Origin of the sequence: Actinoallomurus sp. CA-142502 (genome assembly GCF_050936355.1) — a bacterium.
In the GTDB taxonomy this organism is placed as follows: domain Bacteria; phylum Actinomycetota; class Actinomycetes; order Streptosporangiales; family Streptosporangiaceae; genus Actinoallomurus; species Actinoallomurus iriomotensis.
This window is the reverse complement of sequence record NZ_JBNJMY010000001.1, coordinates 857,587-871,747: the sequence shown is the minus strand read 5'-3', so window position 1 is coordinate 871,747 and position 14,161 is coordinate 857,587. Positions and strand designations below refer to the sequence as shown.

Annotated in this window: 15 protein-coding genes; 2 read left to right on the top strand and 13 right to left on the bottom strand. The window is 71.5% G+C overall.

Annotation, left to right across the window (positions count from 1 at the left end):
- Positions 1 to 56: 56 nt before the first annotated feature.
- Complete coding sequence (locus ACQEV1_RS04655) at positions 57 to 251, bottom strand: hypothetical protein (protein WP_433391583.1); 195 nt, start codon at positions 249 to 251, stop codon at positions 57 to 59.
- 170 nt (positions 252 to 421) lie between these two features.
- Between ACQEV1_RS04655 and ACQEV1_RS04650 the strand changes: the two genes are divergently transcribed.
- Complete coding sequence (locus tag ACQEV1_RS04650; protein ID WP_433391580.1) at positions 422 to 1,360, top strand: hypothetical protein; 939 nt, start codon at positions 422 to 424, stop codon at positions 1,358 to 1,360.
- Positions 1,354 to 1,956: a hypothetical protein gene (locus ACQEV1_RS04645; RefSeq protein ID WP_433391577.1), complete on the top strand. Its 603-nt coding sequence runs from the start codon at positions 1,354 to 1,356 to the stop codon at positions 1,954 to 1,956. Before ACQEV1_RS04650 ends, ACQEV1_RS04645 begins: the two co-directional genes overlap by 7 nt.
- Before the next feature lie 21 nt (positions 1,957 to 1,977).
- Here the strand turns inward: ACQEV1_RS04645 and ACQEV1_RS04640 are convergent, their stop codons facing one another.
- From ACQEV1_RS04640 to ACQEV1_RS04585, 12 genes are all read right to left on the bottom strand, one after another.
- Positions 1,978 to 2,541 carry a DUF6924 domain-containing protein gene (locus ACQEV1_RS04640; protein ID WP_433391575.1) on the bottom strand — a complete coding sequence of 188 codons (564 nt, stop codon included), beginning with the start codon at positions 2,539 to 2,541 and terminating at the stop codon, positions 1,978 to 1,980.
- 62 nt (positions 2,542 to 2,603) lie between these two features.
- Complete coding sequence (locus ACQEV1_RS04635) at positions 2,604 to 3,548, bottom strand: helix-turn-helix domain-containing protein (protein ID WP_433391573.1); 945 nt, start codon at positions 3,546 to 3,548, stop codon at positions 2,604 to 2,606.
- Positions 3,549 to 3,577: 29 nt separating this feature from the next.
- A complete protein-coding gene (locus ACQEV1_RS04630) occupies positions 3,578 to 4,396 on the bottom strand; it encodes an HpcH/HpaI aldolase/citrate lyase family protein (protein WP_433391570.1) in 819 nt (272 codons plus the stop codon).
- Positions 4,396 to 5,583: a CaiB/BaiF CoA transferase family protein gene (locus ACQEV1_RS04625; RefSeq protein WP_285633250.1), complete on the bottom strand. Its 1,188-nt coding sequence runs from the start codon at positions 5,581 to 5,583 to the stop codon at positions 4,396 to 4,398. The genes ACQEV1_RS04630 and ACQEV1_RS04625 overlap by 1 nt, the downstream gene beginning before the upstream one ends.
- Complete coding sequence (locus ACQEV1_RS04620; RefSeq protein ID WP_433391566.1) at positions 5,580 to 6,932, bottom strand: ADP-ribosylglycohydrolase family protein; 1,353 nt, start codon at positions 6,930 to 6,932, stop codon at positions 5,580 to 5,582. Before ACQEV1_RS04620 ends, ACQEV1_RS04625 begins: the two co-directional genes overlap by 4 nt.
- Positions 6,929 to 8,065: an ADP-ribosylglycohydrolase family protein gene (locus ACQEV1_RS04615; RefSeq protein ID WP_285633254.1), complete on the bottom strand. Its 1,137-nt coding sequence runs from the start codon at positions 8,063 to 8,065 to the stop codon at positions 6,929 to 6,931. Before ACQEV1_RS04615 ends, ACQEV1_RS04620 begins: the two co-directional genes overlap by 4 nt.
- Complete coding sequence (locus tag ACQEV1_RS04610; RefSeq protein WP_433391564.1) at positions 8,062 to 9,078, bottom strand: ADP-ribosylglycohydrolase family protein; 1,017 nt, start codon at positions 9,076 to 9,078, stop codon at positions 8,062 to 8,064. Before ACQEV1_RS04610 ends, ACQEV1_RS04615 begins: the two co-directional genes overlap by 4 nt.
- Positions 9,079 to 9,095: 17 nt before the next feature.
- Positions 9,096 to 10,073 (bottom strand): ADP-ribosylglycohydrolase family protein, encoded by a 978-nt coding sequence (locus ACQEV1_RS04605; protein ID WP_285633260.1) that lies wholly within the window; start codon positions 10,071 to 10,073, stop codon positions 9,096 to 9,098.
- 8 nt (positions 10,074 to 10,081) lie between these two features.
- Positions 10,082 to 11,389, bottom strand: a complete 1,308-nt coding sequence (locus tag ACQEV1_RS04600; protein ID WP_285633263.1) for an ABC transporter substrate-binding protein — start codon at positions 11,387 to 11,389, stop codon at positions 10,082 to 10,084.
- A gap of 14 nt (positions 11,390 to 11,403) precedes the next feature.
- Entirely contained in the window at positions 11,404 to 12,222 is an 819-nt protein-coding gene (locus ACQEV1_RS04595) for a carbohydrate ABC transporter permease (protein WP_285575119.1), read from the bottom strand.
- Positions 12,219 to 13,133 (bottom strand): carbohydrate ABC transporter permease, encoded by a 915-nt coding sequence (locus ACQEV1_RS04590; protein ID WP_285633266.1) that lies wholly within the window; start codon positions 13,131 to 13,133, stop codon positions 12,219 to 12,221. Before ACQEV1_RS04590 ends, ACQEV1_RS04595 begins: the two co-directional genes overlap by 4 nt.
- Positions 13,130 to 14,134: a LacI family DNA-binding transcriptional regulator gene (locus tag ACQEV1_RS04585; RefSeq protein WP_285633270.1), complete on the bottom strand. Its 1,005-nt coding sequence runs from the start codon at positions 14,132 to 14,134 to the stop codon at positions 13,130 to 13,132. The genes ACQEV1_RS04590 and ACQEV1_RS04585 overlap by 4 nt, the downstream gene beginning before the upstream one ends.
- Positions 14,135 to 14,161: the final 27 nt, after the last annotated feature.

Sequence of the window (14,161 nt, the reverse complement as noted above, 5' to 3'; positions counted from 1 at the left end):
ACGGTCGGAGAATAACCAGCCGGAGCCGGAGCCGAAGGACATTTCAACGATCCTTGTCAGCCGGGCTTGGCGTTCCGCATGCGTTCGTCGGTCCAGTACGTGGCGACGTCGTGCGGATCCTGCGTCGAGCGAACGGTGACGGTGTCCTCGGGCTGCTTACCCGCGTGCACGCCGTACGCGACGGCGATCCCGGCCCCGAGCCCGACGACCACGACCCCACCCGCGACGACGACGCGCGTCCTGCGTTTCATGCCACTGCCCTCCCGTTGTTCCTGAACCGAACGATACGACGCCACCTCCGATACCTGCTCGGAGTTTCGCTTGCTCGGGATTCATCGAACGTGGTCAGATTCGTCGTCGGGAGATGTCAGGGGACGTGAGGGCATGACCACCGGGTTCGTCGCCCGCCGAGGAGCGGCATATGGCCGTTGACCGCGCTGGAACGAGCCCGGAATGGGATGTCGGGTACGTCGAGCAGCAGCCCCCAGCCGAACGACGCCCGCCGCCGGATCGCCCCGATGACGATGCGTTCCCCTCCCGCGCCGACAGCCGCCTCGCCGCAGCCGCCGCCTCCAGCGGGGAGAAGCACGGCCGCCCGATCGACGAATCCGTGCGTAACGGCGCGGGGCCAGAATCAGACATCCCGGAGTTCACCCCGGAACAACTCGCGGAGCTCCGGAAGGCTGAAAGCGATATACGCGGCTTAACCGAAAAGCATGGCGTGCGCGTCGACTACACCAGCCACCCCATCGATCCGGCCAACGCCCTGGAACTCAACAAGGCGATAACCCGCATGGCACGCGAGTACCCGAGTGTGTTTCGCCACGTAGGAATCATCAAGGTACTCGACTCTCACCGCATGAGTGAAAACGGCTCGGGGCCGAACGCTCTCGGCCACGCCATTCATGAGGGCCAGCGGCCCACGGGAGGCGGCGAAATCGAGCCGGGAATATATTTCGGCCAATCGCATTTCACCGACAAAAGCACGACAGACCTTGAGGCCGCCAATGATCGGGCACGAAACTGGAACATCAGCGGCACCGCCGAGGGTACGCTATATCATGAGTTCGGGCACGTGATCGAAAACAGGCTTCGCAAGAACTCTGCGATTAAGAGGGAGTTGACAGGAGAGCTAAGGAGCGCGGGAATCAGCGTTGACCCGGACAGCCTCGTCGTAGCGTTCCCACCGGGGCCGCAGGCGGTCATCGACGGATTGAGCCGTTACGCTGCCACTAAAAACACCATGGAGATGATCGCCGAGGGCTTCAGCGAGTGGCAACTCGATCCGCATCCTCGGCCCATCGCAAGGGCCATCGGCACGGTAGTCGACAGACACTTCAAGGATGAGATCGGATGCTAGAAAAGAAGCAGTGGTCAACTTGCGATGCGTGCACGCACCTAAAGACCACCATAAACCCCGACGACACTGGCGAATCCCCATATACACTAGAGACGTGGTTTTGTGTAGCGTTCCCTGACGGAATACCAGGGGATATCTATCCTGGCGGGTATGACCACCGACTCCCTTATCCGGGCGACAGGGGAATCAGGTTCGAACTGAAAGATGCCGGCGAAGGCCTCCTCCAAGAGTACGAGCGTCGAGTTCCGGAGAAACAGAGAACTCGCGATGTGACTGAGACCGCTCGGGAGCATGCGAAGCACCGTGATCTGCTACTGGACCGACGCACCCTCATGGCCGAACGGCTGGCCGAAGCCCCGTCGTTGGAGATTCCCGTACGTGAGGACGGCGCACCTGCCGTACTCAATGTCGGGAGCGCCCGATGGCTTGGCGTGACGACCACCGGAACGCCGGCACGCGGCTGGCGGATTCCCGAGGACTGCACGGGATGGGAACGGATAACGCTCGATCGGCTTGTGTCGAACATGTCGGACGACACGATGCTCTACATCGACGAGCAGGGCCCGCTGCTGCCCGTACGCGATATCCGGAGGTGACCGAGGGGGCGAGGTGACGGCTCAGGTTTCGGGTGGCGCGCTCGGCTTTCTCGGCTGTGCGGATCGGGCAGGCCGGCTGGGGCGTCCGAGACTTGCACGTGAGGCTCCCGATGCCAGCACGCGCGCCTGCGGCATGTCCGTGCTCGGGTGGCTGAGGGCTTGGAGCTCGGCCAGGGCCTGGCGCTGGCGGTCGGAGATCCGGTAGACGCCCGAGTCGTCGAGGCAGCGGACGTAGTCGTCGAAGCTCTGGTTCTGGATCGCCAGGTTGCCGATGGCGGACCGGAACGCGTCGGGCCCCGCCCGGAACGTCCGGCCGGGCTCCTCGCGGAGGTCGACCAGCAGCAACGAACGCTCGGCCGAGGAGAACGTCACATCGTCGGCGACGACGAGCACCGGATAGCGGCTGTCGTCCGGGACCAGCGCCAGGAGTTCCGGGACGGACAGGCCACGGTGATCGGCGTCCTCCATGACCGTCAGCCAGTCGTCGCCGACCTCGTCGAGCAGCGACCGCCAGGCCTCGTCATCGGTGAAGTCGGTGCGCAGGAGCGGCGAATGGTCGCTCTCGGCCAACCGTCCGGCGGTCATGTGCCCTCCAGGTCTCGGAAAGAGGCCGCCAGCCTGCAAAGTCCCTCCGACAGGAAGCCGTGCTATGGCCGGTCGGTCAGCGCGCCTCGGCGGAGTTCCCGGCGGAGGTCGGCGGCGGTCTGGCCGTACTCTCGTTTGAGCGCGCGGGACAGATGGGCCGAGTCGCGCAGTCCCCACCGGGCGGCGATCGACGCCGTCGTACGGCCCGCGAGAGTCGGGTCGAGGAGGTCGGACCGTATCCGGCGCAGGCGTTCGGATCGGACCCATGCCGCGAATGTCACGTCGCGGTGGCGCAGCAGCGTATGCAGGTGACGGACGGAGATCCCGTGCCGTGCGGCCACGGACTCCGCGGACAGGGTCGGGTCGTCCAGGTTCGCCAGCGTGTACGCCAGGATCCGGTCGGCGAACTCCGTGCCGGTGTCGACGCGCTCGGGCGTGCTGTCGGTGAACGCCGCGACGACCAGCGACGTCATGGCGTCGGCGATTCGTACGCCGCCGGGGCCGGGCAGTTCGTCGAGGTGGTCGGCCAGTCCGGTCAGCACGGACGCGATGACCGATCGGGTGCCCCGGTCGGCGGGCAGCACACGCGCGCCGTGGCGTGCGACGGCGTCCGCTCTGCTGCCGAACGCCGCACGCGGCACGCCGACGACCACGACGTCGCAGGAGTCCGGGGCCGTGACGTTGTACGGCCGGGTGGCGTCGAAGATCACGATGTCACCGGGGCGCATGCGGGCCCGGTGGCCGGCCTGCGCCACGTCCAGGCCGCCGCGGCGGTGCAGGACGAGCTTGAACAGATCCCGGTCGGTCGAGGTGATGGCCCCCGGCCGCCGTACGACGGCGTGGGGCGTACTGCGCACGCGGGCGACGACCATGGGCCCGACGTCGGCATGCTTGACGTGCGCACGGAACGGCGCGCCCGCCGCGGCCTCGATCCGCAAGGGCACGAGGAACGATGAGACGAGCTTCTGCAGCACTCCGGCGTGCAGCACCTCGGCACCCGAAATCATGATCTCAACGATAGATCCGAACACTCCGCCTAATCACCCGAATTGACCTCCGCGAGAAGGCGTTCGGCCTGGCGGACCACGGCGAGGTCGACGAACGCGCCGTTCTCCAGGGCGACGGCTCCCGTGTCCGTGACCGTGGCGGACGCGAACGCCTCGACGACGCGGCGCGCCGCCTCGACCTCGGCCGGGTCCGGCCGGTACGCCTCGGCGATCACCGGTAGCTGCGCCGGATGGATCGCGGCCCGCCCCCGGAAACCCAGGGCCCGGCCCATCCGGCAGGAGGCCGCCAGGCCGTCCAGGTCCGCGACGTCGGGATACACCGACTGCACCGGAGCCGGCAGGCCCGCGGCGCGGGCCGCCACGACGACCCGTGACCTCGCCCAGGTCAGGCCCGCGTCGTCCGACACGCCCAGGTCGGCGCGCAGGTCGGCCTCGCCCAGGCCGATGCTCGCCACGCGCGGGTGGGCGCGGGCGACGTCGTAGGCCCGCTCGACCCCGAGTGCCGACTCCAGCAGCGGATGCAGCGCGACCCCCGGCGCGAACGCCGCCGCCTCCCGTACCTGGTCCGCCGACTCGATCTTCGGCAGCCGTACGCCGTCGGTGCGCGACAGCAGCGGCGCCAGGGAGGCCAGGTCGGCGCGGCCGTACGGGGTGCGCAGGTCGTTGACGCGGACCTGGATCGGTCGCGGCGGATCCGCGAGCAGCCGCACGACCGCCGCCCGCGCGGACTCCTTGTGCGCGACCGCGACGGCGTCCTCCAGGTCGAGGATCACCACGTCCGCGCTGGAGGCCAGCGCCTTCTCGGCCCTGCGGGCGTGGTCGGCCGGTACGTAGAGCAAAGTCGGCATCAGACGACCCCCCGCGAGCGCAGCCCGGCGATGTCGTCCGCGCTCAGCCCAAGGGAGCCGAGGATCCGGTCGGTGTCCGCGCCGTGGGACCGGCCGCTCCACCGTACGGCGCCCGGCGTGCCCGACAGGCGGAACAGCACGTTCTGCATGCGCACGGCCCCCAGGTCGGGATCGTCCACGGTGGTGATCGCCTCCAGCGCCGCGAGCTGGGGGTCGGCCATGATGTCGGCGACGTCGTAGATCGGCGCGACGGCCGCCTCGGCCCGCTCGAAGGACTCCAGCACCTCGGCGCGGGTGCGCGCGCCGACCCACGCGGCGACGGCCGCGTCGAGCTCGTCGGCGTGCTCGGCACGGCCCGCCCCGGTGGCGAACCACGGTTCGTCCAGGTACTCGGGGTGTCCGACCAGCCGCATCACGCGCTCGGCGATGCTCTGCGCCGACGTCGAGACGGCCACCCACGAGCCGTCGGAGCACCGGTAGGTGTTGCGCGGCGCGTTGTTGACCGACCGGTTCCCGGTACGCGGCGGGACGACGCCGAGCTGGTCGTACGCGGTGGGCTGGCCGCCGAGCACGGTGAGGATCGGCTCGATGATGGACAGGTCCACCACCTGGCCCGTGCCGCTCGCGTCGCGGGCGCGCAGCGCGGTCATCACGGCGTACGCGGTGGCGAGCGCGGCGATGCCGTCGGCGAGGCCGAAGGGCGGCAGCGTCGGCGGGCCGTCCGGCTCGCCGGTCATCGCGGCGAACCCGCTCATCGCCTCGGCGAGCGTGCCGAACCCCGGGCGCCGGGCGTACGGGCCGAACTGGCCGAAGCCGGTGACGCGCGCGAGCACCAGGCCGGGGTTGGCCTCGCTGAGCCGTTCGTAGGACAGGTTCCAGCGTTCGAGGGTGCCGGGCCGGAAGTTCTCGATGATCACATCCGCGTCGCGGGCCAGGCGCAGCAGCAGTTCCTGCCCCTCCGGCGCGGACAGGTCGAGGGTGATCGTCTGCTTGTTGCGGCCGAGCATCTTCCACCACAGCCCGATGCCGTCCTTGGCCGCGCCGTGCCCCCGCGACGGGTCCGGCCGGCGGGGGTGCTCGACCTTGACGACCTCGGCGCCGAAGTCGCCGAGGAACATCGCGGCCATCGGGCCGGCGAACAGCGTCGCGATGTCCAGGACGCGGACGCCCTCCAGCGGTTTCGTCACAACGCCTCCGCCCCGAGGTTCGCGAGGGCGGTGGTGCGCTCGGCCAGCTCGCTGATCCGCACGCCGTCGAAGCCGGTGAGGCTGCTGGTCATCCGGTCGCGCAGCGGCGCGGTCCACGCCTCGGGCAGGCCCGGGGCGCCGCCGAGTGCCCCGGCGATCGAGCCGACGGTCGCGCCGTCGGAGTCGGTGTCCCAGCCGCCGGCCACCGCCGCCGCGATCGAACGGGTGAAGTCGCCGTCCCCGTGGGCGAGGGCGGCCGCGACCAGGGCGGCGTTGTTGACCGAGTGCACCCAGTGCAGACCGGCGTGACGCTCGTGCAGCCCGTCGAGGAGCCGGTCGAGGTCGGGTTCGGCGCGGGCCGAGGTGACGGCCTCGTCGACCGCGCACGCCATCCGCGAGCCCTCCGGCAGCACCGCCCGGCCGGCCCGCAGCACCTCGTCCACCGAGTCGGCGACGAGGGCGGTCGCGCACATCGCCGCGGCGAACATCGCGCCGTAGACCCCGTTGGCCGTATGGCTGAGGCACGCGTCGCGGTGCGCCATGGCGGCCGCGGCCGCGGGATCGCCCGGGTTGACCCAGCCGTAGACGTCGGTGCGGATCTGCGCGCCGATCCACTCGCGGAACGGGTTTCGGTACGTCGCGGTCCGCGGCGGTTCGACGCCGAGCAGCAGGTTCCGGTAGGCGACGCGCTCGGCGGTGAACACCCGTCCGGCGGGCAGCTCGTCCAGCCAGGCCTGGGCGACCTCGTCCGTGGTGAAGTGCGGCCCGTGTCGTTCGAGCAGCGTCAGCGCCAGCATCGGGAAGTTCAGGTCGTCGTCCTCGGGTGTGCCGTCGAGGTTCTCGGCGAGGCTGTTCACCGCGCTGCGGCGGTTCCACGGCCACCGATCGGCGATCTCCCGGGGCAGGCCCTTCGCGGTGAACCAGCCGCGGATCGGCCAGTTCCCGGTGGCCTCGGCGATCTCCCGGATGCCCTCGCGCGGGATCTTCTCCACCGGCTTGCCGAGGACGCAGCCGGCCGCGCGGCCCAGCCACGCGCCGTACACGCGGTCCTCCTTCACGGTGGCGGGCGTGGCGGCGGGCCAGTCCGGGCAGGCCGCGATGATCTCCGGCAGGGCGGTCGGCTCGTGCAGCGGCGAGGGAATCGTGTCGAGCTCGGCGAGCAGGTCGTCGGCGAGCGCGCGCAGGTCCGGCTCGGCCGGCTCCGGGGAGGCGCCGGCGCGGGGCGGCGCGTCGTGCCCGCCCGCCGCGTGCCAGCGGTCGGCGATCGCGGAGACGTCCCGGCCGTCCTGCTCGGCCTGCCGCAGCTCGTGCCCGACGAGGTCCTCCGGCTGGATCCAGGTCAGCCTCATGCCAGCAGCCCCTCGAACGCACGCTCGTGCGTGCGCCTCCGCTCGACGTCGGCCGCGTGGACGCGCTCGGCCACGGCCGCGATGGCCCGGCCGGGCGCCTCCAGGTCCAGCCGGCTGGCGGTGGAGATGTCCCCGCGCCAGTCGGCGGGTACGGCGTCCGCCCCGCCCAGGGCGCCGGCGATGGCGCCTCCCATGCTGGCGATCGAGTCGGCGTCGCGGCCGTAGTTGACCGCGCCGAGCACGGTGTCGCGGAAGTCTCCCGCCCCGATCAGCAGGAACGCGAGGGCGAGCGGCAGCTCCTCGATGCTGTGCGTCCGGCTCGGCCGGCGCGCGCCCAGCCCCTGGTCGCGGTACGTGTCGGCGACCGTGTCGTACGGACGGACCGCCTCGCGCAGCCCAGCGAACGAGCCGTCCCAGTGCGTGAAGTCGCGCGCCCGCTCGCAGACGGCCTCGACCGCGGCGCGGGTGCCGTCCCTGGCCACCCGGATCGCCGTCGCGACCACGGAGTCGGGCGTCGCGCCGGGCCGCATCGCCTCGGCGACCGCCGCCGCGAACACGCCCGCCGCCTCGCGTCCGTAGCTGGACTGGTGCGCGCCCGCCAGCTCGACGGCCTCGGCGTACGCGCCGTCGGGGTCGGCGGCGTTGACCACGCCGACCGGCGCCATGTACATCGCGGCGCCGCAGTTGACGATATTGCCCACACCGGCCTCGCGCGGGTCGACGTGGCCGTAGTGCAGGCGCAGGACCAGCCACTTCTCGGCCAGGAACACCCGTTGCAGCGGCAGCGCCTCCGCCTCCAGCTCGGGGATCCAGCGCTTCTCGCCCATCATCTCGGGCACGAGGTACTCCGCCGCCGCGTACGCGTCCAGGTGGCCGCCGGCCCGCTCGTACACGCGGATCAGCGCGTGCGTCATGAGGGTGTCGTCGGTGACGTGCCCGTCGCCCTTGTGGTACGGCGCGATCGGCCGCGCGTTGCGCCAGTCGGCGAAGTACGGCGGGACGATGCCCGTCACCCAGCCGTCGTAGCGCTCGCGGATCTGCTCGGGCGTCCACCCCTCCGTGGCCCCGCCGAGCGCGTCGCCGACCGCGGCACCGGTGATGGCTCCGACGGCCTTGTCCTGTAGGAGCGTCATTGTTTCCCTTCCGTGCGTGCGCCGGATCGTTCGGCGACGCCGTCGGCGATGGCGATGAGGTCCGCGCCCGCCAGGTCCGGCAGGCAGCATCCGGCGAGCACTCTGGTACTGGCCCGCCAGGGTTCCGGCAGTGCCGCGTAGCCGGTGAGCGCACCGGTCAGCGCGCCGGTCAGCGCGGGTGCGGAGTCGGCGAGCGAGGCGAGGCAGGCGGCGGCCGGCACGGCGCGGGTCAGGTCGCCCGCCGACGCGTTGGTCAGCGCCAGCGCGACCGGTACGGTCTGCGCGGCGGCCACCCCGTAGCTGTAGACGTGGTCCTGCACCGCCGCGTCGAGCGCGGGGACCACGGCGAACGCGTCGCCCGGCGCGTCGAGCGCGTCCAGCGCCGCCTGCCGGATCGCGGTGCCGCAGGGCAGCGCGGCGAGCCCGGCGTCGACGGCGTCGACGGCGGACCCGCCCGCCACCGCGACGGCGACCGCCGAGGCCATCGCGGCGGCCCCGTGCACGCCGTCCCCGGCGTTGGTGACCTCCGCGTCGGCGCGGGCCCGCCGGGCGGCCGCCTCCGGGTCGCCCGGTGACGCCGCGCCGAACGCCACCGCGCGTACCGCCGCGGCGTCGTCGAAGTAGTGCGGGTTGTCGTGACCGCTGGCGGGCGGATCCAGCCCGCGCGCCAGGTTGTCCAGGGCCGTGCGGACCGAGATCCGGGCCCGTACGGTGTCGTCCAGCGCGGCGAACGCGGCCCGGCGGTCCTCCTCCAGCGTGCGGGCGGTCCAGGCGAGCCACTCCGCGTCGTCGGAGGGGCCGATGCCCAGCGCGGCGACCGGCTGGTTCAGCGCGAACGGCACGGGCAGCGCCGTGACACGGTGCTCCTCGGCGAACGCGTCGAGCTCCCGGCCGAGCCTGCGCGTCCACGGGGCCAGCAGCGCCCACCGGTGCCGGGCGGCGGGCCAGCCGGCCGCGTCGCCGATGGCGAGCCCGGCGAAGGCGCCGCGCACCCGATCATCCCCCGATGACATGTCCGTTCCTCCGCTCGTCAGCCGCTCATCCGTCGCCGCACCAGGGCGTCGGCGACCTCGCGTACGTCCCGGCCCGCGACCGTGGGCAGGCACGCGCCACGGGCCGGGCCGATGGCGCGCGCCCAGCGCGCCGGGATCCCGCCCTCGCCCCGGCCCGCGCCGGCGAGCGCGCCCGCGATCGCGGCGGTCGTGTCCGCGTCCCGGCCGAGGCTCACCGCGGTCACCGCGGACTCCTCGACGTCACCGCCGCCGGCCAGGTAGGCGGCGAAGGCGAGGGCGACCGCCTCCGGCGCGAGGTCCGTCCACGGGTAGTGGCGGGTGACCACGGCCGCATGGAGGCGGCGTGCCAGGTCGTCGCGGGATGCGGCGATCCGGATCGCGGCGCCGACACTGCGCGCCGTCCAGGAGTCGGCCGGTACGGCGGCCAGCCCCGCCGCCACGACGGCGTCCGGTTCCGCGCCGGTCATCGCGACGGCGACCGCCGCTGCGACCGCCCGGCCGCCGTGCACTCCCTCGCCGTTCTGGCTGACCGCGCCGTCGACCGCCGCGAGGCGCGCCGCCTCCGCCGGGTCGCCCGCGGCGAACACCCCGTACGGGGCGGAGCGCATCGCCAGGCCGTCGGACCAGCCGTGCCGATGCCAGAGCCCGGTCAGCGGCGGCTCCAGCCCGCGGCGGAGCGCCTCGACCGTGCCGAGCTCGGAGAAGCCCGCGCCCTTCATCGGCCCGCTGATCGGCAGGATCTGCTCCCGGTACGTACGGGCGACGTCCTCACTGGTGAGCGCCGAACCGTACGTCTCGAGCAGCAGACCCACGAAGATCGCGTACTCGGTGTCGTCGGTGCCCGCCGCGACGCCGTCCGGGCCGGGCTCCAGCTCGGTCAGCCGGCCCCACCGCCGGGTGATCTCCTCGGGGGTGAGGTTCTCGGCGGGGCGCCCGAGGGCGTCGCCGGCCGCCAGGCCGAGCAGACACCCCCGAGCGCGGTCCGCGATCGTCATCTGGCCGCTCAATGCTGGTATCTCGCCAGCACCTTGTCCCCGTCGCCGGTCAGCTTCTGCGCCAGCTGATCAATGCTGATCTTGTTGGCGAAGTAGGACTGGAGCGCCGGCGTGGCGACCTTGGTCTTGAACTCGTCGTAGCCGTCGACCTTCAGGTACGGGGCGAGGATGAGGCTCTTCGCCGAGGCGGTGGCGATGTCCCAGCCGTCCTTGGAGGTGTTCAGCGACGGGTCCTTGGCGGCGGTCTGGCTCGTCGGGATCAGCCAGTCGCCCTTGGCCAGCTCCACCTGGTGCTGCCCGTTGAGGAACCAGCTGATGAACTTCACCGCCTCCTTCGGGTGCTTGCTGTCGGCGGCGACGGACAGCGTCTGGGCGATCTCCCCCTGCTGCGTCGTCTGGCCCTTCAGCGGCGGGATGGTGACCCACTCGAAGTTCTTCGGCGCCTGCTCGATGACCTGCTGGCGCATGTAGATGCTCGCCGGGAGCATGGCGTACTTGCCGGCGTAGAAGCCGGGCAGCGGGTCGGCGGTGCCCATGCCCAGCGCCGAGGGGTCGGCGCTCTTGTCCTTGTAGAGCTGGTCGTGGATCCGCTGGAGCACCTCGCGCTCCTGCGGGCCGACCTTGACCGTCGTCTTGCCGCCCGAGGTCTGGAAGAACGTGCCGCCGTAGTTCAGCGACAGGTTGAGCACGCGGTTCACCGGGGACTTCAGCGCCCAGGCCACGCCGAAGCGCTTGCCGCTCGTGAGCTTCTTGGAGATCTGCTGGAACTGGTCCCAGGTCCACGGCGCGTCGACGGTCGGCACCTTCACACCGGCGTCGTCGAGCAGCTTCTTGTTGGCCAGGATGACCTGCGACTCCTGGAGGAACGGCACGCCGTAGATCCCCTGGTCACCGCCGCCCTGGCCGGCGAACGTCGCGGTGCCCCAGGCCGCCTGCGGGATGTCGCTCTTCAGGCCGGCCGGGAGCAGCTTGGTCAGGTCGGTGAGGTACCCCTGGCTCGCGAACCCGGCCAGCGCCGAGGAGTCGTCGTGGATGACGTCCGGCGGGTCGCCGCCCTCGAAGGAGGTGACGAGCTGGTCGTTCACGTTGTCCCAGCTGCCCTGGACGTACTGCACCTGGATCTTGGGGTTCTCCTTGTTCCACTCGGCGACGAGGCGTTTGTTCGCCGCGAGTGAGTCCTTCTGCCAGGCAAGGCTGAGGAACTTCAGCTTGACCGGCTTGCCGGAATCGCTGCTGCCACCGCCGGAACAGCCGGCGGCCAGCCCGATCACGGCGGCCGCGGCCACCGCGGCCACGGAACGAAGACGACGACGCATGGGCAACCTCCTGATTAACCCTTAACGGCACCGGCGGTGAGGCCCGAGCGGAGCCGACGTTGGATGACGGCGAAGAAGATGAGACTGGGGATGGTCGCCAGCACGGACGCCGCCGCGAGCGGTCCCAGCCGGGCGGCCTGTTCGGCGCCGGTGAACTTCACGAGCGTGAGCGGCAGCGTCGCCTTGTCCGGGTCCTTGAGGATCACGAGCGCGAAGAAGAACTCGTTCCACGAGGAGATGAAGGCGAACAGCAGGGTGGCGATCACCCCCGGGGTCAGCAGTGGGGCGATGACCCGGACGAGCGTGCGCAGCCGCCCGGCGCCGTCGACGGCCGCCGCCTCCTCCAGCTCACGCGGAACGCCGCGGACGTACCCCTGGAGCATCCACAGCGCGAACGGCAGCGTGAACGTCACGTGCACGAGGATCAGCCCCGGCAGCGTGTTCACCAGGTCCAGCCGCCGCAGGATCATGAACAGCGGGATGATGATCAGCATCACCGGGAACACCTGGCTGACCAGCACCCACCCGATCGCCACCCGGTTGAGCAGCGACCGGTGCCGGGCCAGCGCGTACGCCGCGGGCAGCGCGAGCACCACCGTGATGACCGCCACCGAGAGCGCGACGACCAGGCTGCGCAGCGCGCTCCCGGTGAGGTCCTGGGTGGAGAACGCGTCGGTGAAGTTGCTCAGGGTCGGGTGGTGCGGGATCCAGCGCGGATGCAGGGTCGCCATCTCGCGCTGCGTCTTGAACGACGTCGACAGCAGCCACAGCAGCGGGAACCCGAGAAAGACCAGGTAAGCGAGCAGCGCGACGTATTTGAGCGGCTTGCTCATGCGTTCTCCCTCATCTGGCGCCAGAGGTAGAGGCCGAGCACGACGAGCACGACGATGGTGATCGCGACGCCGAGCGCCGCCGCGTACCCGAAGAACCCGTAGCGGAACGCCTCCTCGTACGCGAAGAGCATCGGCAGCCGCGTACGGCCGCCCGGTCCGCCCTGTGTCAGCGCGTAGACCATCGCGAACTGGTTGATGTTCCAGACGAAGTCGAGCGAGGTGATCGCGATGATCACCGGGCGGAGCTGCGGCAGCGTGATGCTCCAGAAGCGCCGCCACACTCCCGCGCCGTCCACGGCGGCGGCCTCGTGCAGTTCCGACGCCACGCCCTGCAGCCCGGCCAGCAGGACCACGGTGGTCTGCGGCATCCCGGTCCACACGCCGACGACGATGATCGCCGGCAGGGCGGTGCCGAAGTTGTTCAGCCAGTCGACGTTGTGGCCTATGACGTGCGCGTCGCGCAACGTCGCGTTGAGGATGCCGGCGTTCGGGTGGTAGACGAGCCGCCACATCAGGCCGATCACGATCGGCGGCATCGCCCAGGGCGCCATCGCGAGCGCCCGGGCGAGCCCGCGGAGCCGCAGGTCGGAGTTGAGCAGCAGGGCGAGTCCGAGCGCGGCGGCGAACTGCAGCACCGTGACGCTGACCGCCCAGATCAGCCCGATCTTGAAGGAGGACCAGAAGTCCCCGTCGGTCAGCACCTCGCCGAAGTTCTTCAGTCCCACGAAGGAGACGACCGCGTTGCGGCCGCCGCGCGCGTCCGTGAAGGACAGGTAGATCCCGTACAGCAGCGGACCCACGCTGAAGATCAGCACCGGGATGAGCGCCGGAAGCAGGAGGAACGAGACGCCGCGGTCGGCGCCGCGGCCACGCGCGGCCCTGCCGCGGACGGCGGCCTGGACGGCTGTCATGAGGTGCCCTTCGTCGATCCGCGAACGACCAGACGGGGTTCGACCGTGACGACGCGGGGCTCGGCGTCGCCGTCGGCGAGACGGTCGAGCATCAGCTCGGCCGCGCGGCGGCCGCGTTCGGCCGACCCGAGCGCGACGCTGGTGAGCGTGGGCCAGGCCACCGGCGCCAGGTCGGTGTCGTCGGTGCCGACCACGGCGACGTCCTCGGGCACTCTCAGCCCCTCCGCGCGCAGCACGTCCAGCGCGCCGAGCGCGATCAGGTCGTTGGCGCACATGAGGGCGTCCGGGCGGGTCCGCGCGAGAAGTCTTCGGGTGGCGGCGGCGCCGTCCGCGCGGTAGAAGTCGCCGATCTCGATGAGCGCCGGGTCGTGCGGCAGGCCCAGCTCGGTCAGCGCGTCGGCGTACGCGCGGGCGCGCGCGGCGCCCGGCACCGTGTCGAGAGGGCCGTTGACGAAGCCGATGCGCCGCCGCCCCAGCGCGTACAGGTGGTCGAGGGCGAGACGCAGCCCGGTGCGCGAGTCGGCCCGTACGTTGTCGACGGGCGTTCCGTCGGGCACCGAGCCGATGACCACGACCGGGGCTCGCGCCTCGGCGAACGCCTCAAGGTGCCGCTCGGTGAGGCGGATCGGGCTGATGATGAGGCCGTCCGCGTACCGCTCGCCGAGCCGGCGCAGCACGTCGAGCTCGTCGTCGATGTCGGCGTCGGTGGAGTGCAGGATGAGGCGGAAGCCCGCGTCCTTCAGCACCGGCTGCATCGCCCGGACCATCGCCACGTACGTCGGGTTGCCGATGTCCGCCATGGCGAACGCGACCTGGTTCGTCCGGCTCGACTTCAGCGACCGCGCCACGGAGTTGGGGACGTAGCCGAGCTCCTCGGCGGCGACCCGTACGGCGCGGACCGTCGCCTCGCTGGTGGGCAGCCCGTTCAGGACACGCGACACCGAGGCGATCGAGACGCCGGCACGCTCGGCGATGGTCGTGATCGTCGGTCCCTGACGCATGACCACCTCCAGTCGGGGTTCTCCGTA

Bases quoted from the DNA above. Each gene is read 5' to 3' on its own strand.
- ACQEV1_RS04655 (WP_433391583.1), bottom strand. From the start codon at position 251: ATGAAACGCAGGACGCGCGTCGTCGTCGCGGGTGGGGTCGTGGTCGTC.
- ACQEV1_RS04650 (WP_433391580.1), top strand. From the start codon at position 422: ATGGCCGTTGACCGCGCTGGAACGAGCCCGGAATGGGATGTCGGGTAC.
- ACQEV1_RS04645 (WP_433391577.1), top strand. From the start codon at position 1,354: ATGCTAGAAAAGAAGCAGTGGTCAACTTGCGATGCGTGCACGCACCTA.
- ACQEV1_RS04640 (WP_433391575.1), bottom strand. From the start codon at position 2,541: ATGACCGCCGGACGGTTGGCCGAGAGCGACCATTCGCCGCTCCTGCGC.
- ACQEV1_RS04635 (WP_433391573.1), bottom strand. From the start codon at position 3,548: ATGATTTCGGGTGCCGAGGTGCTGCACGCCGGAGTGCTGCAGAAGCTC.
- ACQEV1_RS04630 (WP_433391570.1), bottom strand. From the start codon at position 4,396: ATGCCGACTTTGCTCTACGTACCGGCCGACCACGCCCGCAGGGCCGAG.
- ACQEV1_RS04620 (WP_433391566.1), bottom strand. From the start codon at position 6,932: ATGAGGCTGACCTGGATCCAGCCGGAGGACCTCGTCGGGCACGAGCTG.
- ACQEV1_RS04615 (WP_285633254.1), bottom strand. From the start codon at position 8,065: ATGACGCTCCTACAGGACAAGGCCGTCGGAGCCATCACCGGTGCCGCG.
- ACQEV1_RS04610 (WP_433391564.1), bottom strand. From the start codon at position 9,078: ATGTCATCGGGGGATGATCGGGTGCGCGGCGCCTTCGCCGGGCTCGCC.
- ACQEV1_RS04605 (WP_285633260.1), bottom strand. From the start codon at position 10,073: ATGACGATCGCGGACCGCGCTCGGGGGTGTCTGCTCGGCCTGGCGGCC.
- ACQEV1_RS04600 (WP_285633263.1), bottom strand. From the start codon at position 11,389: ATGCGTCGTCGTCTTCGTTCCGTGGCCGCGGTGGCCGCGGCCGCCGTG.
- ACQEV1_RS04595 (WP_285575119.1), bottom strand. From the start codon at position 12,222: ATGAGCAAGCCGCTCAAATACGTCGCGCTGCTCGCTTACCTGGTCTTT.
- ACQEV1_RS04590 (WP_285633266.1), bottom strand. From the start codon at position 13,133: ATGACAGCCGTCCAGGCCGCCGTCCGCGGCAGGGCCGCGCGTGGCCGC.
- ACQEV1_RS04585 (WP_285633270.1), bottom strand. From the start codon at position 14,134: ATGCGTCAGGGACCGACGATCACGACCATCGCCGAGCGTGCCGGCGTC.